Annotated in this window: 19 protein-coding genes; 12 read left to right on the top strand and 7 right to left on the bottom strand. The window is 34.4% G+C overall.

From position 1 onward, the window contains the following. Positions 1–300: 300 nt before the first annotated feature. Genes I6U49_RS04560 through I6U49_RS04520 form a run of 9 tightly spaced genes read left to right on the top strand, consistent with a single transcriptional unit; the run spans position 301 to position 7,532 of the window. Positions 301–588 (top strand): hypothetical protein, encoded by a 288-nt coding sequence (locus I6U49_RS04560; protein ID WP_198627767.1) that lies wholly within the window; start codon positions 301–303, stop codon positions 586–588. After that, entirely contained in the window at positions 588–872 is a 285-nt protein-coding gene (locus tag I6U49_RS04555; protein WP_198627766.1) for a hypothetical protein, read from the top strand. Before I6U49_RS04560 ends, I6U49_RS04555 begins: the two co-directional genes overlap by 1 nt. Next, on the top strand, positions 859–3,261 hold the full coding sequence (locus tag I6U49_RS04550; RefSeq protein ID WP_198627765.1) for a TraG family conjugative transposon ATPase: 2,403 nt from the start codon (positions 859–861) through the stop codon (positions 3,259–3,261). The genes I6U49_RS04555 and I6U49_RS04550 overlap by 14 nt, the downstream gene beginning before the upstream one ends. 4 nt (positions 3,262–3,265) lie before the next feature. Then, positions 3,266–3,847 (top strand): conjugal transfer protein, encoded by a 582-nt coding sequence (locus I6U49_RS04545; protein WP_198627764.1) that lies wholly within the window; start codon positions 3,266–3,268, stop codon positions 3,845–3,847. 2 nt (positions 3,848–3,849) lie between these two features. Next, the gene (locus tag I6U49_RS04540; RefSeq protein ID WP_198627763.1) at positions 3,850–4,692 is read left to right on the top strand and encodes a hypothetical protein; all 843 of its coding nucleotides are present in this window, start codon (positions 3,850–3,852) and stop codon (positions 4,690–4,692) included. 58 nt (positions 4,693–4,750) lie between these two features. Continuing rightward, entirely contained in the window at positions 4,751–5,365 is a 615-nt protein-coding gene (locus tag I6U49_RS04535; protein WP_198627762.1) for a conjugal transfer protein TraK, read from the top strand. Further along, positions 5,355–6,287, top strand: a complete 933-nt coding sequence (gene traM / locus I6U49_RS04530; RefSeq protein ID WP_198627761.1) for a conjugative transposon protein TraM — start codon at positions 5,355–5,357, stop codon at positions 6,285–6,287. Before I6U49_RS04535 ends, traM begins: the two co-directional genes overlap by 11 nt. A gap of 14 nt (positions 6,288–6,301) precedes the next feature. Continuing rightward, complete coding sequence (locus I6U49_RS04525; protein WP_198627760.1) at positions 6,302–7,162, top strand: DUF4138 domain-containing protein; 861 nt, start codon at positions 6,302–6,304, stop codon at positions 7,160–7,162. 7 nt (positions 7,163–7,169) lie between these two features. Further along, entirely contained in the window at positions 7,170–7,532 is a 363-nt protein-coding gene (locus I6U49_RS04520) for a Tim44 domain-containing protein (RefSeq protein ID WP_198627759.1), read from the top strand. A gap of 2 nt (positions 7,533–7,534) precedes the next feature. On the opposite strand, the gene I6U49_RS04515 is transcribed toward I6U49_RS04520, so the two are convergent. The 4 genes from I6U49_RS04515 to I6U49_RS04500 are packed head-to-tail and all read right to left on the bottom strand — an operon-like array spanning position 7,535 to position 9,884. Beyond that, on the bottom strand, positions 7,535–7,798 hold the full coding sequence (locus I6U49_RS04515) for a hypothetical protein (protein ID WP_198627758.1): 264 nt from the start codon (positions 7,796–7,798) through the stop codon (positions 7,535–7,537). 17 nt (positions 7,799–7,815) lie between these two features. Beyond that, on the bottom strand, positions 7,816–8,379 hold the full coding sequence (locus tag I6U49_RS04510) for a hypothetical protein (RefSeq protein ID WP_198627757.1): 564 nt from the start codon (positions 8,377–8,379) through the stop codon (positions 7,816–7,818). Next, positions 8,376–8,792: a hypothetical protein gene (locus I6U49_RS04505; protein ID WP_198627756.1), complete on the bottom strand. Its 417-nt coding sequence runs from the start codon at positions 8,790–8,792 to the stop codon at positions 8,376–8,378. The genes I6U49_RS04510 and I6U49_RS04505 overlap by 4 nt, the downstream gene beginning before the upstream one ends. Positions 8,793–8,807: 15 nt before the next feature. Beyond that, positions 8,808–9,884, bottom strand: a complete 1,077-nt coding sequence (locus tag I6U49_RS04500; protein WP_198627755.1) for an ADP-ribosylglycohydrolase family protein — start codon at positions 9,882–9,884, stop codon at positions 8,808–8,810. Positions 9,885–10,600: 716 nt separating this feature from the next. Between I6U49_RS04500 and dndC the strand changes: the two genes are divergently transcribed. Genes dndC through I6U49_RS04485 form a run of 3 tightly spaced genes read left to right on the top strand, consistent with a single transcriptional unit; the run spans position 10,601 to position 14,424 of the window. Further along, on the top strand, positions 10,601–11,956 hold the full coding sequence (gene dndC / locus I6U49_RS04495) for a DNA phosphorothioation system sulfurtransferase DndC (RefSeq protein WP_198627754.1): 1,356 nt from the start codon (positions 10,601–10,603) through the stop codon (positions 11,954–11,956). 1 nt (position 11,957) lies between these two features. Further along, positions 11,958–14,057, top strand: coding sequence for a DNA sulfur modification protein DndD (gene dndD, locus I6U49_RS04490; protein WP_198627753.1), 2,100 nt, complete (start codon positions 11,958–11,960; stop codon positions 14,055–14,057). 25 nt (positions 14,058–14,082) lie between these two features. Beyond that, positions 14,083–14,424, top strand: a complete 342-nt coding sequence (locus tag I6U49_RS04485) for a DndE family protein (RefSeq protein WP_198627752.1) — start codon at positions 14,083–14,085, stop codon at positions 14,422–14,424. Here I6U49_RS04485 and I6U49_RS04480 read toward each other — a convergent pair. From I6U49_RS04480 to I6U49_RS04470, 3 genes are all read right to left on the bottom strand, one after another. After that, positions 14,421–15,482 (bottom strand): HNH endonuclease domain-containing protein, encoded by a 1,062-nt coding sequence (locus I6U49_RS04480; RefSeq protein ID WP_198627751.1) that lies wholly within the window; start codon positions 15,480–15,482, stop codon positions 14,421–14,423. The genes I6U49_RS04485 and I6U49_RS04480 overlap by 4 nt on opposite strands. A gap of 88 nt (positions 15,483–15,570) precedes the next feature. Further along, positions 15,571–16,035 carry a hypothetical protein gene (locus I6U49_RS04475; RefSeq protein WP_198627750.1) on the bottom strand — a complete coding sequence of 155 codons (465 nt, stop codon included), beginning with the start codon at positions 16,033–16,035 and terminating at the stop codon, positions 15,571–15,573. A gap of 4 nt (positions 16,036–16,039) precedes the next feature. Continuing rightward, positions 16,040–18,202 carry an AAA family ATPase gene (locus I6U49_RS04470; protein ID WP_198627749.1) on the bottom strand — a complete coding sequence of 721 codons (2,163 nt, stop codon included), beginning with the start codon at positions 18,200–18,202 and terminating at the stop codon, positions 16,040–16,042. Positions 18,203–18,205 lie beyond the last annotated feature (3 nt).

Genomic DNA, 18,205 nt, shown 5'->3' with positions numbered 1-18,205 from the left:
GGATTAATGGCCTGTTTTAGTCCTACCGAGCCAATATTAAATAACAGAGAGAAAAGTATCTATTGTACCTAAATTCCTAATTGTAAACTCAACCGAGTTATCGGCTTTGAAAAATCTTCGTAGTTTAAATAGAATTCAATAAAGCATTCTTTTTTATGCGAATCTTACCGCATTCTGTCTCAACTTATGTTAAAGTTTAAGGCATCTGTTTCGGGCTTTCCTTTTCATAATAATTTCAAATTAATCATCAAAAACACTTAATCAATCAATTCTGTTTAAGCAGATTAACAAACGAACATTATGAAGAAAACAATTTACTCATCAGTCCTTTTAACACTGGTTTCCTATCCTCTATTTGCCCAAATAGGAGGAATTGAAAATTCGGTAAATGATATAGCCGACACGGTGCGGGCTATCTTTCCCATTATTCTCGGGGTTATTTTTCTAGTCGGATTTCTTTTTAACGCCGGTCACTTTTTTGGCGAGAATGCCGATTTAAAAAAAGGAATTACCCGGGTTTTGGTCTTTACACTTATTGCCGGCGCTGTTGTAGGAATTTTTACTTACCTAATTGGAATTGTCGTGTAATGAAAAATTTCGAAGTATACCGTAATATTAGAAAAAGAGCGATGATCTGGGGATTGCCGGTTTCGCTTTTTGCTCTAATGATGCTATCGATAATAGGGTCGCTATTGGTAATTATCTTTTCGTTTAACCTTGGGATGATAATTCTTGCTTTTATTTCTAACATTCTCCTGTATATACTTCTCACCAAGCTAAGCCGTAATCCCTATTTATTTCAGGTTTTAAAAGTCTTTCCTCGAACTATTTCTTCAAAACGCTTAAGTGATATTAATTATGAACAAGATTAATTTATCTATATCACCACCCATTGCCGCAGTACGTGAAAATATGGTTTTTGCAGCCAACGGGAATGTTATTATGGCCTTTCAGGTTATTCTTCCTGAGATCTACAGTTTATCTGAAAATGATTTTGAAGAAATTCATAGTGCCTGGTTCCAGGCTCTCAAGTCGTTACCTACCGGAATCGTGATTCATAAGCAGGATATTTATTTAAAAAGAAATTATGCTGCAGAGCAATTACCTAAGAACACATATTTGGGAAAGGCTACTCATTCTTATTTCAAAGGCAGGGAATATTTAGAGCACCGGAGTTATTTCTTTTTTATCCATACAGGAAACAAAGCCTTTAATCGGGCCAAATATGTAAATCCTTTTAAAAAAGTAAACCGAAATGTTACCACGGAACTTGATGATAATTTAAAGAAGTTCCAAAATTCAGTAAATGATGCTGTCTCCTATTTAAACAACAGTAGGAAGTTGGAATTCATTCCACTAACAGAAACTAAAATTAAAAGTTTTTCAACGGAATTTTTTAACGGTTTTCAGGAAGGCTTCGATACCAATATTCTACTGGATAAGAATAGTATTAGAGTTGGAGATAACAATTTTGACGTACTGGCGGTAAACAGTGAATTGTGTTTCGGGGAAAGTGTTCAGAGTAGTAAAACCAACGATAGGTTTACCTCAGACGATTTTATATTTCACCAGGGTTTTATAGACGGTCTCGGACTCAATTTAAAGGAAAACCATATTGTAAATCAGGTCATCTACCTGGACGATCGGCAGAAATGGAGAAAACTACTCGATGCCAGGGTGGAAGAGCTGAACAAGAGCTCCAATTTTGGTTCTCAGAATAAGGTGGTACTCAATAAAATTCAAAATATTCTGGAACAGATCAATAACGATGATACTTCCAGGATAATTCGGGGCCACTTAAATGTTATTTACTGGCATAAAGACCGGATACATTTATCTTCTATAAATGGCAGGATAAAAACAGAATTTAAACTTATTGACATAGTTCCATATTACCCAAAAGGGGAGGAGCGCAAGAATTATTTTCTGAATAGCTACTTCTGTTTTTCTTCCAATTTCTCCAATGAAGACCTCTATGTCACAGATCTAAAACATGCGCTATGTCTTTTTATCAATAACACCAATTATAAATCAGATTCCAAAGGAATTATTTTTAATGACAGGGAGTATAATATCCCTGTGTTAAAGGATGTTTGGGATGAAAGAAAGTTAAGAATCAAGGCCAGAAATTTTGCCATTTTCGCCCCTACAGGAGAGGGTAAATCTTTTCTGGCCAACAATATACTTCGCCAGTATTTTGAAAGTGGGGTTCGCCTGGTAATCATTGATCTGGGCGGATCCTATACCAAATTTGCAAAGCTTTATCCTATTGATTATACCATTTTGCGCTATGAAAACGGAAAAAGCTTAGGTATTAATCCTTTCTACATAAGCAGCCCCGATGATCTTACGGCTGATAGGTTAGAGGATTTGTCTGAGTTTATATTTGAACTATTTGCTTCAGATTTTAAGGTTACAAAAGCTCAATCGGTTTCTATAAAAAAGATTTTACTGGATTATTATACCAATTTTAGTGGTAATTATTCCCTTCAAAGTTTTTACCAGTATATCGAAAGACATAAAACAGATCTATTAGAAGACCTTAAGATCCATCCAGACTATTTCAACATTAATAATTTTCTACACATAATGTCGGAATATGTGGAGGACGGGATCTATAGTTTTTTATTCGAAATAGGGCAGGACCAGACTTATAAAATAGAGGATAAAAGACTAATTGTTTTTGAGCTGGATGAAGTAAAGGATAACAAAGAAATCCTTTCGGTAATGCTGAAATTGATCAAATCTGCCATACAAAGAACCATTTGGAGAAACCGGGCAGAAAAGGGAATTATTCTTTTCGATGAATTTGCCAAACAGCTAAAGTTTGAAAACGTATTGGAGAGTGTAGAGTTTTATTACCAGGCCATTAGAAAACAGAATGGTGCGATCGGGATAATTCTTCAATCTATAAATCAGCTTCCCAACAACTCGACTTCTTCAAGCATTTTGGAGAACACACAGGTAATCTACAGCCTTCGCAATGAAAAAGGATACGAGGAGCTTCAAAAGAGATTAAACCTCTCCAGTCACGATTTAAATCAGCTAAAATCAATTAAAAACAACTTTATAGGGGAAAGAAAGTACACCGAGATTTTTATCAAGATCGGGAAAGAGAGCAATGTCTTTCGGCTGGAAGTCCCCAAAGAAGTTTACGCGGCATATCTCACTGACGGTGCAGAGAACGATCTTATTATGCAGCTCTATGAAAAGCATGGAAATATGGAAAAAGCAATTCAGGAATTCACCTCTAAAATATAAAATCATGAAAAAGCAGATTACAACACTAATGTTGATGGGCTTTTTAGTTTTAACTGTGCACACTCCAGCTATGAGCCAGGGGATGCCGGTGTACGACAACACTAATTTTATTAGCCTCGCTAAATCTTTGATTGAATCGGCAAAGCAGACCACGCAACTACTTAAAACAGTAGAATTTCTCAAAACACAAAAAGAGAATATTGAGAAAGTGAATAATGTTTTAAAGCAAATTAAAGCAGTAAAAGAACTTTCCAAAAATTACCAAATTTTACTTAAGACTGTAAAGAGCGATGTAAAGCAAATTCTACACTCACCCTATATTAAACAAGAAGAAATAACCCGTATCTCCGATTCATTTAATGCAATTCTCGAAAACTCCTTAGATGATTTAGATTTTATCGATAAGGTTTTGACCAGCGATTATTTTAAAATGAGTGATGCTGAAAGAACCCAAATGCTCAGAGAAAGTGAATTGAGGTCTAAAGAAATGCTTGCAGAAATTACTTTAAAGACCAGACGCTATAAAGATATTATTTCCTTCAGGGAAATGCAGGATAAAATCAATAATAGGACTAAAGAATATTGATTATGGAAGCAGGCATCTTTTTAGGAATTGGTCTTGAATATATAGACACGGTTTTCCAAACAATTAAAAGCAGTGACTTTTCCCAATATACAATCGCGGGAATGAAGTCACTGGCTGTGATGTTCTTCCTTGTAAATATTCTGAAAAAATACAATGAAGGAATTGCGGATAACGGTGGATATACCTGGGGCTTGAGCCCTGGAGAGCTGGCAAAGAATTTTGCTATTGTACTTCTTGTTATTTTCTCCACCCAAATCTTAAATGTTTTCGATGGAATTCTGGTAAGTATTGAAACGGAATATAAAGATACCGCGCCGGCACTTATTCCACTTCAATTACAAGATATTGAGATTGAACAGGAGGTAGGTGCGTTAGAAGTAGCCAAAAAAGCAATGGCTTTGTTATATGAAGCTTTAGTTACTCCTCTCTATCCTGTAAAAGTTATCTCCTTTGTGGTAGGCTTGTTTTTATGGGTAATAGACTTATTTATATATCCGCTTTTTCTGGCAGAACGTTTTTTTCTATTAGGGATTATGCAGGCGTTCTTTCCTTTGGTAATTAGTCTTGCTGTTTTTGAAAAATTTAGGGGTATGGCCTATAATTTTTTTAGGTTGTATGCCGCCGTATATATGTTAGTGCCGGCATTTTTCCTGGTCAATGTTTTTGTAAATAATTTATATGCAGAGATCAATGCGAACTTCTGGTCTAATTTACTGGGTACTACTTCGAATAACAATATTATAGCGATGATCGTAGAAGCAGGTTCTATAGCTTTTATTGTTTTTCTCAAATTCAAACTCTATTCCCGCGCAACCTCATTTACCCTAAGACTTTTTACGGGGTAATATTAATATAAAACCTACAATCAAAAATCTATTAAAACTTTAAAAAATAAAATTCAAAATGAAAACACCTTATAAGAGTATTTATTCGGTTTTAAAAATTAACCGATTTATAGTACTTACTGCAGTTTGCGGAGCAGTAATTACCAGCCTTTATTTTGGTTGGATGGTTTTTGATATTCATCGCAATGCTTTGAATAATGCTTTTGCGATTAATACCGATGGTAGTGTTATTCCCTTAAAGTGGATTACCCAAAAAGAAAATTTGGAAATAGAAGCAAAAGCTCATTTAGAATTATTCCATACCTACTTCTACAATATTAATGCTACAAATTACGAGCGAAACCTGGAAAAAGCCCTTTGGCTCGGTAACAGTTCGGTGGATAATGTTTATAGGCAAAAAAAAGCCGACGGAGTGTATAATAGGCTGTTACAATATTCACTGGTACAAAAGGTCATTAATATAGAATCTGAAGTGAATATTGAGTTAGAACCCTATGCTTTTAGAACCAAAACAGTCTTTGAAATTAACCGGGGGAAAACCATAGATCGATATGAGTTGGTTTCCTCAGGAAATCTAATAAATGTAGATAGGAACTTCCCAAAAAACACCCACGGTCTATTGATCACTAATTATTTTGAAAATACCTTAAAAAAACTAGAAGATGAAAATTGATAAAAAGAAGATTGTATTTGGATCTGTCCTGGCCGTCATTATAACATTTATAGTGGCTTATAGTGTTCTAATCTTTGGAGAGAATACTGAAGAGTCCTCAAAATTGAAAAATACCCTGGTACCAGAATTACAGCAAGAGCAGGAAGACTTTAAATCTAAATTAGATGCTGTTAATGCTTTAAAAGAGGTTAGAGAAACAACCACTCCGAGTATCTATGATGAAAGATATTTGGACTCCATGGGATACTATGATTCCAATTTGCCACAACGGGAAAAAGAAGAAATATTGGATAGTATTTATGAACACAACCCTATTAACTATGAAGATTATGGCTTTGAAAATGAATTTAATGAAGAAGAATGGGAACCACAATTTGAAGCGGATATTCAGGAGGTTCCAGATGCGTCGCAAACTTCTCCAAAACCACAGGAAATGGGGCTAGCGCATCAATTGTTTTATGCCACTGCTCCTGATGTAGAAATGGCGAAACCAATTGCAAATAATTCCGCTGCTGATATTTTGGTAGAAGTAGATGGAGACCAGGTTGTCCAAGAAGGTTTCCGGTTAAAGATGAGATTGATAGATAGCGCTATGATCAGTAATATCCAGTTTCCTCCAAACACCCCTGTTTATGGATTTATCAGTTTTCAACCGAACAGGGCTTTGATCGAAATTGAACACATAGCGCATTATCCCGTAAAATTGAAAGCCTATGATTTTCAGGATGGCAGTGAAGGAATATATGTTGAAAATAATATTCGAGCAGATGCAGGCAAGGAAGTGATAGGTGATATTATCCAGGACATAAATGTTGCAGGAGTACCACAGGTGGGAGGACTTAAGCAACTTTTTCAGCGAAACAATAGAAATATTAAGGTTCAGGTCACCAATAATTATAAACTCATTTTAAAAAGAAACTAAAAGCAATAGAAATTATGAAAAAGCAGATCTTGATTCTCGTAACCGTAATGGCCGCTTTCGTAAAGGCAGGGGCTCAGGAAAACACCATAGATTTAGATACCATTTATGCCAACGAAAGAATGAATGTAGCCCTGATTTTCCCGGAACCAATTCGGCAGGGGATCACAGGTTCAGAGGATTTTGTATTCACTTACAATAGGGAAAAAGAACAACACCTGGGATTGCTACAGGCTATTCCGGGAGAAGCAAGTAATTTGCTGGTTATCAGTACAAACGGTTCAATTTTTTCGTATATTGTAAAGTACTCCGAAGAGCTGGAAACGCTTAATTATTTTATAGCAGAAGCCGGTAAAATCGGGAATGAGATTCCAGATCTTTCTGAGAAACTCATTGAGGATCAGGCATTGTTTTCAGACGCTAAAACTGAAAAAGAATTAGCAGATAAAAATACCTATTACCAGGATTTTAGTTCACATTTATTAAGAAGCAAACAAACAATTGGCAAGCTAAGAAAGCGGAAAGATGGAGTGGAGTTAAAAGTTCAAAATTTAGTGTTCCATAATTCGGAATTATATTTTGTGCTGGAAATTAATAATAATTCTCCCATAGATTACGAACCGGCCTTTTTGAATATATCTGTGGAAACAAGGAAACAGGGAAGGAAGAAATCAATTCAGAAACTGCCTGTTTATCCAGTATATAAACATCTGGTACCGGAAATCATTCCGCAGGGAAAAACCAGTCGATTTGTATATGTACTGCCCAAATTCTCTATTGCGGAAGATAAGATTGTGGTAATAGACCTAAAAGAGCAGCAAGGCGAACGCGATTTTAAACTGAAAATAAAAAAGCGATTTATAAATAACCCTAATTGATATAAATATGAAAAAAATCTTGTTAATGGCAGTTTTAGTCATCTTTATTGCCTGTGCCGAAGCAGAAAAATCTCACACCGAAACCGCTAAAATAGTGGTGGAAAGTTTCTACGAAAAGGATCTTCCTACCTTGAAAGAATATACCACAGAAGAAAGCTATCAGGCATTTATGAATATCCAGGACATGTTCCCGGCGGCTGAGGATGAAAATTCTAATTTCAATGTTCTACAGGAAACCGAAAACGAAGACATTGCCTGGGTTCAGTTCAAGACAAATTACGAGGAAAATCCGGAAACTTTTAAGTTGATAAAGGAAAATGGAAGCTGGAAAGTAACAGAAATTGGAATGGGGGAGAAGGCGCCTTTTTAGAATCAGGTAATTACCAGGTTATAAGGGATTTTAATTTCAAAAAGGAAGGTTAACTGACTAAAATCGGGTTTGTGGGTATCCAGGGGGTCTTGCTTTCCTATGGCGGCCTGAATGTCTCTTGTACCTATGCTTTGAAAAATATCCTCTTCCTCCAATTGTGTTTTAACCTGTAAGATTTCATCGAATTTCCAGCCTTCTTCCTGCCAGTGTGGATTATAGGTTAAATAGCGATATTCGGGACTTGATTTCAGGAGATTATCCGGCATATTTAAATTGCAGTGGTTTAATATTTTGGACAGGCATCGGAGGTCCAATACAATTCATTGAATTCTTCTAAAAATCTGATGGTATGTTGCCATTCTGAAGCTCTGAATTTGAAAATCTGGTCCTGCCGGAAGAGGTAGGGGGTGACACTTTGATTTTCTTCGTCATACCATTCTTCAATCCAGAACATTAGGAAATCCTCTGTGCCTAATTTTTCATTTTTCTTTAGCCATTGCATGAGGGCCGGATGATCGTGGCGAAGATTTTCAAGGTCTGCCAGTTCTTCCCTGAAATACTTTTCATGTTGATGTAGCTCGGTAATTTCCTGGAGTTTTGGATAAAGGCCACTGAATCTGCTTTCAGGCACCTTTTCACAACAACTACAGCCCATGCCGTCTATACAGGAGCCTACATGTCGGTGGGCCTGGGCATACTCATAAAGCTCTTCATACTTTAGTACCCACCAGGTGATCTTAGGGACATTGTAGAAGCCATCCTTTTCCAGAGTTTTAAGATTCTCAAAAGCTTCTTCGATTTCCCGGAGGTAGAGCTTTCGGTGAGGGTGGATGCTGGAGGTGCTCATTTGTTGTTGATCAAATATTCATCCACCTTTACTCCGTCTTCAAATACGAGAAAGAGGTCCTGCTCATATTTACTGGCATAGCCCATGTGTACGTATTCCAACAGTTTTCCCATTTCAATTTTGATAAGACCGGTAAACCAGTCAGCAAAGACCTTTTTTTGACCGGGGAAGAGGTCCTTTAGATTTCTAGTTGCGATGTTTCCGTCCAAATCTTCCAGGTCACCCTCGAAGTCAATAAGGTATAACTTATCATTCTCTAATTCCCAGGTGCCGAAATACCCTCGCCAGCAGGCGGTATTTGGAGGTTCAAATCTGAGGTGCGGATGCTTCTTAAGAAATGGCTTCAGAGGTTCAGTTGCCATTTGTTCTTTATTGCCGTTGATATAGATGATCTCTCTTGCCTGGGCGGTCATATTTGGTTGTTTTTATTATGATGGATATTTTTTCTGCCATTCAGGGCTATACAAACCTCTAGATTTACTTGTTGCTTCTTTATAAAGATCTACCCCTGTAGTTTTAATTAATCCTGAAAGTTCAAGGTTTTCGATCCATTTAGAAGGTATTTTTTCTTCTCCCAGAGTCAGTCCGAGAAGATTACCGGTTAAAGCCCCGGTACTATCTGTATCCCCGCTGTGGTTAATAGCTAAAATAACAGCTTTTTTGAAGTTGCCAGGATAGGAGAGAGCACAATACAAGGAGATGGATAGGGCTTCTTCTGCTATCCAGCCCTCCCCTAGATTTTTTATTTTCTGAAAAGAAGGGTCTGAGATTTCTGCAAGTTTTAGTGCTTTGTGAATAGCCCTGAGTGTTTCTTCATGTCCGGGATAATCTTTTAATATTGTGACAGCATTTGAAATAGCATTTGGAAGATCAAATCCCGCATTCAAATAAGAAATGATCGCCGCGAAGACTCCGGAAGAAAGATGCCCTGTTGGATGCCCATGAGTCATGGCTGCAAGTTCACACCCAATTTTAAAAGCATCACGGGCCTCGTTAAATAATAGGCCAACCGGCGCAATTCTCATAATACCTCCGCAGCCTTTGCTATTGTTTATCGGTTCTTCCATTGTTCCGGATTTTCCGGATTTCAGTGCACTCAAACACGTATTTCCGGGTGCCCTCCTTTGATGCAGTCCCTCCTGCTTTATCATCCAGCCATCAAGGGAAATCTCCTTCAAAGCATTATCTGAGTGCCAATCCTGTTGCGTGTATAACCATCTTAGATAGGAATGGTGACAGATCAATTGATATGCGCCTCCAATTCCCCTAATGTTTGCCCTTTGAAATGATCTTAGGAGACCCTCAGCTGTAAAGAGTAACATTTGGGTGTCATCAGTGATTTCTCCATGACCGTCGGCAAACTCAATATAATTCGTTACTCCTTCAGGACCATATTGCTCCAAAATGGAATATAAAGACATGAATTCAGTAGGAGCTCCAAGAGCATCTCCTACTGCACCTCCCAGGAGGCAACCTGTATAATTTGAAATATTTGCTTGGTTCATTTGATAGCTTTAAACTTATTCATCTATTATAGTTTTCTAAATTGAAATTGTGAATAAATTCACTTTTATTTACTAGATTTCTTTGATAATTAATACTTTTTAGAAGCACAGGCTTGAACTCCATCTGTAGATTCTTATAACAATCAGGAAAATTATTACTTAAAAACAATTTGATCTCAGAGGAACCCTGTGCTTTGTAGTAGGTAATAAAGTAGCCGTAGGTGGCCCTGATCGCCCCTACATATTTATCATCCCAGGGAGCTCCCCTTTTTTGATAAGCTATATAGGCCCTGAAGCGATCAGACCTTAACCTTTTATTCTGCTCAGGTTTCATTTAGAAAGTTTGATGCTTTAATTAATTAGAGCATCCACAGTTAAAAAAGAGAATCCATTTTTACGACTATTAATGAATTCAATGGTAGGGAAAAGGAATTCGCTTTAAAATTAGGAAATTTCTTTAGCCCGTTAAAGAAAACTTAAAAAAATCGAATCATTTACTCATTTCTCGGATCAATTTTTCTAATATGAGTTCAAGGGGGGTTTCCATAAATTAATTTTAAAATGAATAGATAATCTACAATTTGAGTTTTAGGAATTGATTATTATTGCATAATATTTTATTGTATTTAATGTTGAAAAATAAATTATTATTATTTGAAATTTGAGCCTCTATAATCATATATCTTTTTAATTTTATTACCAATATTTCCTTCCGTATGAAAAAAATAAAAAGCAAAAAGGTAGAAGGTATTATCGATGAAATTATTGATCAATATGCCTACGCCGATACAACTCAGCGCCCGTGGATTATAGGATTTAGTGGCGGTAAGGACTCTACAGTATTATTAACTTTGGTTTGGATTGCTCTTCAACGAATTAGATCACTTCCAAACCCATTTCAACTTAGGAGGCCTATTTATGTAGTTTGCAATGATACTTTAGTTGAAAATCCAATAATATCAGCCTACGTAGAAAAGGTATTAGCCAAAATTGAAATTGAAGCTAGAAATCAGGATTTACCCATTTTTGTGAAAAAAACTACTCCGAAACTGGATGAATCTTATTGGGTAAATGTCTTGGGCAAAGGATATCCTGTGCCTAATAATACTTTTCGCTGGTGTACAGATAAATTAAAAATTCGACCTACTTCCTCGTTTCTTCATGAACAGATTGATGAAAAAGGTGAAGCGATTGTTTTACTAGGCACCCGATATGATGAAAGTAGTACCCGAGAGCGGTCTATGAAAAAACATGAAAGGAAGGGACAAAGACTCTCAAAGCATAATACAGATGCAAATACCTTTGTATACGCTCCTATTAAAGAATTGGTGTTAGAAGAAGTCTGGTACATAATTAATGTTGTGGATTCTCCATGGGGATTCGATAATAATATTTTATTCCAGATATATTCTGATGCTAGTGCTGATGATTATGAATGTCCAACTGTCGTAACGAATAAGGAGCATAAATCTTGTGGGCAAAGTAGGTTTGGTTGTTGGACGTGTACAGTTGTAAAAGAAGATAAATCAATGTCTGCACTTGTTGATAAAGGACAAGGTTGGATGGCTCCGTTAGTAAAATACAGGAATATGTTGGTGGAACAACGGAATGATCCCAAATTTAGGAAAGCTACTCGTAGAAATGGGGCTTCTGCAATTGATGAAGAAGGTAATAATAGGGGAACTTATGCAGAATTTTACAGGGCTCAACTATTAGAGAAATTATTATTGATTCAGAAAGAAGTTCAGCAAGATCATCCTGAAGTGGTCTTAATCACTAATCAAGAATTAATTGCCATCCAAGTTATTTGGAATAGGGATGGATATTTTGATAGACATGTGGGCCAGATTTATCGTGAAATATATAATAAGGACTTTATGAGTAATAGTATGAAATCCTTAGGTCAAACTGAACGAAGAATTATGCAGGAGGTATGTGAAGATAAGCCGGAATATTATCATTTAATCGATAATCTTTTAGAAATACAAGAATCAAAAACCCTTTTGATTTCCAAGTATGGATTGCACAATGATGTGGAAAAGCAAATTGAAAGATTCGTAACAGAAAAGTAAAATGCGGATAGAGAAGATACTTTTAAATAATTTTCGAATATATTCAGGCTTAACAGAAATTAATTTTAATCATTCTGAAGGCCAAAATGTTACCTTAATTGCTGGGAAAAATGGTTTTGGAAAGACATCATTTTTAACTTCAATGATATGGGGTCTTTATGGCAGTTTAATGGCTCAGGTTGAAAATAAATATAAGAGAGACATCCGAAGTGCCGGGGGCTATGAATTATATAGAAACGATCTTCTTAATCACAATATTTTAAATAAACTCGATTCGCAAGAAATTGATGCTGCCCTGGTTTTTGTTGAGCTTCATTTGGTTGACGTGTTAATTCCATCCATTCCCTGTAAAAAATTAGTGATTAGAAGAAGCTTTGATTACAAAAAAAACAAAGAGGAACTTAAAATCTTTATTGATGGACAAGAAAATGAATTGACCAAAGAGGTTGGTTATGACGTATTCATAAATGATTTTATCCTGCCAAGAGAAATAGCGAAATTCTTTTTCTTCGATGCTGAAAAAATAGTGACTTTGGCAGAAGCGAAAAGCAAGAGTGAACTAAGGTCGCTAAGTAAAGCTTATTCTGAGGTTCTTGGAATAAAGAAATATGAAGATTTAAAATTGAATCTTAGGACGCTTCTTAATAAGATTAAAAGAGCAGGAGTTTCTGAGAAAGATGAATCAAAAATTGCCGAGTTAGAAGCCCGAAAGGATGAAATTTCCGGTTTAATTCAGCACAATGAAACTCAAATTTCAAATTTAATTGCCGAAATAAGTAATTATAGAACCAAAATAGACCAAAATCAGGAACAGCTTATCAGAGAAGGTAATGAAATGACTCTTGATAAATTAAAAGAATTAAAAACTAAACGGGATAATCTTAAGAAGGCTCATTTAGATATAAAAGGTGAATTAAAAACTTTGATTGATTTAATTCCATTCGCTCTTGCTAAAAATCAATTTGAAAAGCTTATAAAACAGGTAAAATTAGAGTTAGACATTAAAAATGCTTCAATAGATAAAAATGTATTAGAAGAAGAATTATTTCATTTGGAAAAGGAGTTTAATTCTGGTATATCACAAATAACTCAAGACTCAAGTTTAGCTGAAGAACTAAAAGTATATTTTAAAAAGCTATCCTCTTCTCGTGTTTCTAGAATCAATGATGCGAATACCAATGGTAAAATTATTTTGGATTATGATGAGGAAACATATAGGAGGATTTTAGCTACTTATGATTTTTTGACTAATTCTTTTAGGATACAATTTGATAATCTAGTTAAGAAAGAAAAAGAGGTAAGACAGGAATTAAATCGAACAATCAAAAAAATCAAGCAAGGAGAAGTAAGGAAAGGTAATCCTTTGGCGCAAAAACTTAGAGCGGAAAAAGAAGATTGGAAGAAAAAAATAGCGGAACTGGATTCCAAAAAACTGGAACTTAATGAGGAAAATGGTGCATTAAAACATCAAGAGGCTTCTAATAATAAAGTGCTGTCGGAATTATTAAAAAAGACCAGCATATTAAGTACTGATAAAAAGAAATATGAGGTCACCACTGAGCTATTGGAAAAATTAGAAAACCTTACATTAAAAATAAAAGAAGAAAAAAAATATTCTCTTCAGAAATCTATCCTGCTAGGTTTAAAAAAATTGATGCATAAGGATGATTTCATTAAAGATATTAAGGTAAGGATTGATAATGATGTTATGGATATCGACCTGATTAATAAATCCGGAAAAGTAATTGATAAAGATGGTCTTTCTAAAGGGGAACAACAGTTATATGCAACCGCTTTATTAAAAGCTTTAGTAGATGAATCCAAGATAAACTTTCCAATTTTTATAGATAGTCCCCTTCAAAAATTTGATAAGGAACATTCCAGGAATGTGATAGAGCAATTTTACCCTACTATTTCTGATCAAGTAGTTTTATTCCCCCTTTTAGAAAAAGAATTGTCTAAAACTGAATATGAACAACTCAAACCTAATTTAACTGGTGTCTATTTAATCAATAATAACGAATTAGGTTCTTCAATAGAAGAATGTAAAATAACCGATTTGTTTAATAAATTTAATCAGCAGCATGTTCTCGCACATTAGAACTTCCAGGGAAAATAAAGAATTAGTGACTAAACTCACAAATAAACTGAATTTAGGAACTGAAAATATCATCGCCCGTATTGCTTTGACCTATTCCTTATCTCAAGGAGTAAAATTGGATCCTACAGAAATGAAAGATTCCGGAGGAAAAAGTTATTCGAAATCCGTTTTATTCGGTGATTACTCGGAATATTACATTGGTTTAATTGCAACTCACTATAATTTTCACACCTCCAATTCTGATATCGCAAAGCTTGTTAAAATGCATATTGATAGTGGTTTACAATTATTAAATACAGAAATAAAATCAAAAGATCTGGATGGATTTGAATTTTTTGTAGAGAAAATTCATTTGGGGAAATCTTAATTTTCATAAGACCAATTCGGTATGAAGCCCATATTCTCAGCGATTTCATAAATTGGCTTATAATGTTTAGCTAATTCTGCTTCAAATTCATTTAAGCTCAATGCTTTTAATTCATCTTTTGACGCACCCATTAAAATATTATAATCCTCTAAGGGTTTATCTTTATTTGATGATATAAGAAAATTAAGAAATTGATATTGCAAATATGAAAATGAGTGAAAATATTTAAAGTCGGGAAGTTGATTATTTTTAGAACTATTTATTTCCTTTTCAACTGGATGTAGATTCCATATTAAATCGTGGCTTAGCACACTCCACGGAAGAAAATGGTCAAGACTTTTTTCTTTTATCTCCTTCACACATTTTTGTTGGAAAACATCCTTCTCCCTAGGATGGGAAATAATAAATTCATCCCATAAAATTGTTGCTTTTCTTAATTTTCTTACGACTGGTTTTTTAATTTTAATACTGAGATTCGGTACAAGGGGGTTATTTTTTTCTAAATACTTTAACAATTTTAAGTAAGTAAACCCTTTTATTAATTCAAAGTTTAGATGGATCCAATTTGACCACTCATAATTAACTGAAATTTGTTTTTTACCAGGGTCAATTAAATATGGAGCTGTATGATTCTGAAATTCTAAAATTGTTTTATTAACATATTGATCTTTTAATAGCCGTGTTTGGACGGCATACCATGGCCTCAAAAAACGATACGGCACATACCGTGTTAATTCACTAGTTATATTATTTATTAATTCGTCATTCTTAATTGTGAGTAGAAAATCATATAAATTGCGCTCATCTAAATTATCCTCCAGACCATAAAAGGATTTAATTTGTTTAATATATTTCGAACATTGATCTAGCTTACCAAAATTGAGTTTATAGTAATTTACTGGATACCATAGTTTGCTTATTGTTTTTAGGACTATTTCATCAAATGAAATTATTAATTTGTCCTGTTTCAGGTTAATTTCAAGAATAGATAGCCACCAATAGAACTTATAACTGTTTTGGACATTGGAAAAAATTGAATTTAAGGGCGTGATCTTCATTATTAAAAAAAGCTGTGGAAAATTAGATTCACCAGACTTTACAAATTTCCATTGAATTCAATTTTAAGAATTAGCGGGAAGTTAAACCCTAAATTTCAATCTCCTCTCTTTCTAATAATTCCTCAATAAAGGCATCAGGATTATTAAAATAACTATCGTCTTCTCTTAATTTACTTTGGATAATTTCAAACCCACCATTGGCATATTCCTCGATAACTCTAATAATTTCATCAGGATCAATTAAAGATTTGTAACCTTTATCTGATTCAGCTAATGCCAATAAGATTAGAGCATCTGCTAGTTCTCCCCCATTATTATATATTACACTAAATTTGAAAGCATTATCAATGCCTCCAGTCCCTAATGGTACCCGTTTGTTATTTATAAAACCAATAATTGCTGCCCAGGTATAGCTCTCCCATAATTGAGAAAAATATTTTCTGTCAATTGTTCTTTGAGACCCCTGAACATCTGAGAATCGATCCATGATATTTTTGCGGTGTGCAACCCTGTATCTTAACCTCTTATCTGATAACTCTGCTACTAATGACATTTTTCTAATTTTTTATTGATGATATTTGAGTATAAGCGTCTTTTCTGTCCATAATCTCATTGCCTGTGTCATTCTTAATCTTTAAATGAAATAAACCGGTAACATATTCTTTGTTTTTAATATCATCTATTTCATCTTCGGCTATATCCTTTGTAATTACAATACTTTGGTTGAAAGTATTAGATATTGACTCTAAATAAGCAAAGGTTGCCTTATCGTCAAGGTTTGAAGTTGGGGCGTCAGTAATAAATGGATAAGATGCGTCTTTATAATCATTAGTTAAAGATATAATAGCGTTGATTATACACATTTTCATCAATGTGTGGTGACCGGTATTGTAATTCTCTAATTCACGCCCATCATGGTCAACATTTAAAACTCTAAAAGTATCTCTATCTATTTTAATAAAGCCATCTATAGTATTGTTAACACTAGTTATATCTGTAAAACTCAAATTAGCCTCTGATTCAATTTGATCGATAAGTTTATCATACTCCTTCTTTTCAATTTCTGAAATGTGATTAGATAAATATTTAGTGTATTTTGCTATTTCCTCTTCAACCACTTTTACATCTTCATTTGTCCTTTGGATCTTGTTGAGTTCGCCTTCTAATTTACCAATATCCATTTCTGCATCTTTTATAGATGCTTTCATTCCTTCAATTTTTCTATTCAAATTTCTAATGACTTCATTAAGGGTTTTGTACTCACCATGTTTTTTTCTATGAGTTTGTGCACCTTCAGAAATGTCAATTCCCCTCTTGGTATATAACCTGTCGATCTCGTCATTAACTGTTTGAAGTTTTTCCTTATAAATATTTCTTTCTTCATAGGCTTCATCCAATTTTTCTCTATGATCCAGAATTTCTTTTTGAATAGTTCCGTAATTTCTACTAAGACCAGCAAGTTTTGCTTTAAAAGTTAAAACTTCTTTATTAATTTTTTCATTTTCTTCTGAAAGATATTCTGGTTTATGCTTTCTGTTCAATTTAGCTTTAATGTTATTCCACGCTTCAGAATTCTCTTCTGCTGGTCTATCACATATTAGGCAAATTTCTTTTTCAAGCATTTTATTTAAATAAACATCTCCGGGAACATCTTCTGGAAGTTTATATTCCTTATTTATTAAAGATTGCCTATAGTCTTCAAATTCAATTAGTTTGTCACCTGCCTTTTGAAAAAGGTGTTTACTGCCATACAACATCCATAAGCTAGAAAACTTCTTACGCTCTTTAATATCTAAATTTTCGATATTTTGATTAATAGTTTCAATATCATTTTCCACCTCCCTTTTCTCTTCATTCAGTGCAGGAAATTCAACCAGAGCAGCTAAGGCTGTTTCAACTTCTTCAAGTTGTTCTTCTCTTTCGCCTAAAGTTTTAGATTTCTCTTCAATTAGTTTTTTGTTATTAGATATGGCACTATTTTTTACTTCAATCTCTCTGGACAATTCCTCATATCGTTTTATATCGGTTGAAAGTTTTCCTACTTCCTTTCGCGCCCTATTTGAGATTTTTTTGTCGACTTCGGAAATTATATTATTCATAACCTTATAGAGAGGTACATATGAAATATAATCAATGGCCCTCCTAATGGTCCCTTTATTATCGAAATCAATTAATTTATCCAAAGCTTCTCCCTGGAACCAAATATAAGGGCTGATTTTAGAAGGAAATAAGGTCTCAATAAGCTCCCTAGCTTCTTGGTTGTGGGCAATTTCAGTATTAGAAGTTTTGGGGTCAACATATTCTACTGTAAGGGTAGAAGGTGATATATTCCAGTTTCCAGTGCTGAAACAATCACTAAGTTCCTTCCGCCTGATAAGAAATTGTCTTTTAATGGTATAATCAATATTTCTTGAGGACCTTTTTTCGTTATTGTTTTTAACTACTATTTTAACTGATGTTTCAATTAGGTCATCTATATCATTTGACTCATACTTGGCTTTATCATTCACAAAAGAAATTCCCAGATTTTTGGTTGAAACCCAGTCTTTTCCTGTTACAAATATTTTATCATTTAATACCCAATAGAATGCATCAAAAAGCTTTGATTTCCCAGAAGCAATGGAACCAGCAATAATGTTGAGGCCTTCAGTAAATTCAATTTCATTCTTATCTCCGTAATAAGACTGGAAGTTTTTTAATTTAATTGATTTTATAAACATTTC

Origin of the sequence: Salegentibacter maritimus, from assembly GCF_016236915.1 — a bacterium.
Lineage (GTDB): Bacteria > Bacteroidota > Bacteroidia > Flavobacteriales > Flavobacteriaceae > Salegentibacter > Salegentibacter maritimus.
This window is presented reverse-complemented; position numbering and strand designations above follow the sequence as displayed.

What these genes read in the sequence shown, in the direction of transcription:
- I6U49_RS04560 (WP_198627767.1), top strand. Translation starts at nt 301, where the DNA reads ATGAAGAAAACAATTTACTCATCAGTCCTTTTAACACTGGTTTCCTAT.
- I6U49_RS04555 (WP_198627766.1), top strand. Translation starts at nt 588, where the DNA reads ATGAAAAATTTCGAAGTATACCGTAATATTAGAAAAAGAGCGATGATC.
- I6U49_RS04550 (WP_198627765.1), top strand. Translation starts at nt 859, where the DNA reads ATGAACAAGATTAATTTATCTATATCACCACCCATTGCCGCAGTACGT.
- I6U49_RS04545 (WP_198627764.1), top strand. Translation starts at nt 3,266, where the DNA reads ATGAAAAAGCAGATTACAACACTAATGTTGATGGGCTTTTTAGTTTTA.
- I6U49_RS04540 (WP_198627763.1), top strand. Translation starts at nt 3,850, where the DNA reads ATGGAAGCAGGCATCTTTTTAGGAATTGGTCTTGAATATATAGACACG.
- I6U49_RS04535 (WP_198627762.1), top strand. Translation starts at nt 4,751, where the DNA reads ATGAAAACACCTTATAAGAGTATTTATTCGGTTTTAAAAATTAACCGA.
- traM (WP_198627761.1), top strand. Translation starts at nt 5,355, where the DNA reads ATGAAAATTGATAAAAAGAAGATTGTATTTGGATCTGTCCTGGCCGTC.
- I6U49_RS04525 (WP_198627760.1), top strand. Translation starts at nt 6,302, where the DNA reads ATGAAAAAGCAGATCTTGATTCTCGTAACCGTAATGGCCGCTTTCGTA.
- I6U49_RS04520 (WP_198627759.1), top strand. Translation starts at nt 7,170, where the DNA reads ATGAAAAAAATCTTGTTAATGGCAGTTTTAGTCATCTTTATTGCCTGT.
- I6U49_RS04515 (WP_198627758.1), bottom strand. Translation starts at nt 7,798, where the DNA reads ATGCCGGATAATCTCCTGAAATCAAGTCCCGAATATCGCTATTTAACC.
- I6U49_RS04510 (WP_198627757.1), bottom strand. Translation starts at nt 8,379, where the DNA reads ATGAGCACCTCCAGCATCCACCCTCACCGAAAGCTCTACCTCCGGGAA.
- I6U49_RS04505 (WP_198627756.1), bottom strand. Translation starts at nt 8,792, where the DNA reads ATGACCGCCCAGGCAAGAGAGATCATCTATATCAACGGCAATAAAGAA.
- I6U49_RS04500 (WP_198627755.1), bottom strand. Translation starts at nt 9,884, where the DNA reads ATGAACCAAGCAAATATTTCAAATTATACAGGTTGCCTCCTGGGAGGT.
- dndC (WP_198627754.1), top strand. Translation starts at nt 10,601, where the DNA reads ATGAAAAAAATAAAAAGCAAAAAGGTAGAAGGTATTATCGATGAAATT.
- dndD (WP_198627753.1), top strand. Translation starts at nt 11,958, where the DNA reads ATGCGGATAGAGAAGATACTTTTAAATAATTTTCGAATATATTCAGGC.
- I6U49_RS04480 (WP_198627751.1), bottom strand. Translation starts at nt 15,482, where the DNA reads ATGAAGATCACGCCCTTAAATTCAATTTTTTCCAATGTCCAAAACAGT.
- I6U49_RS04475 (WP_198627750.1), bottom strand. Translation starts at nt 16,035, where the DNA reads ATGTCATTAGTAGCAGAGTTATCAGATAAGAGGTTAAGATACAGGGTT.
- I6U49_RS04470 (WP_198627749.1), bottom strand. Translation starts at nt 18,202, where the DNA reads ATGTTTATAAAATCAATTAAATTAAAAAACTTCCAGTCTTATTACGGA.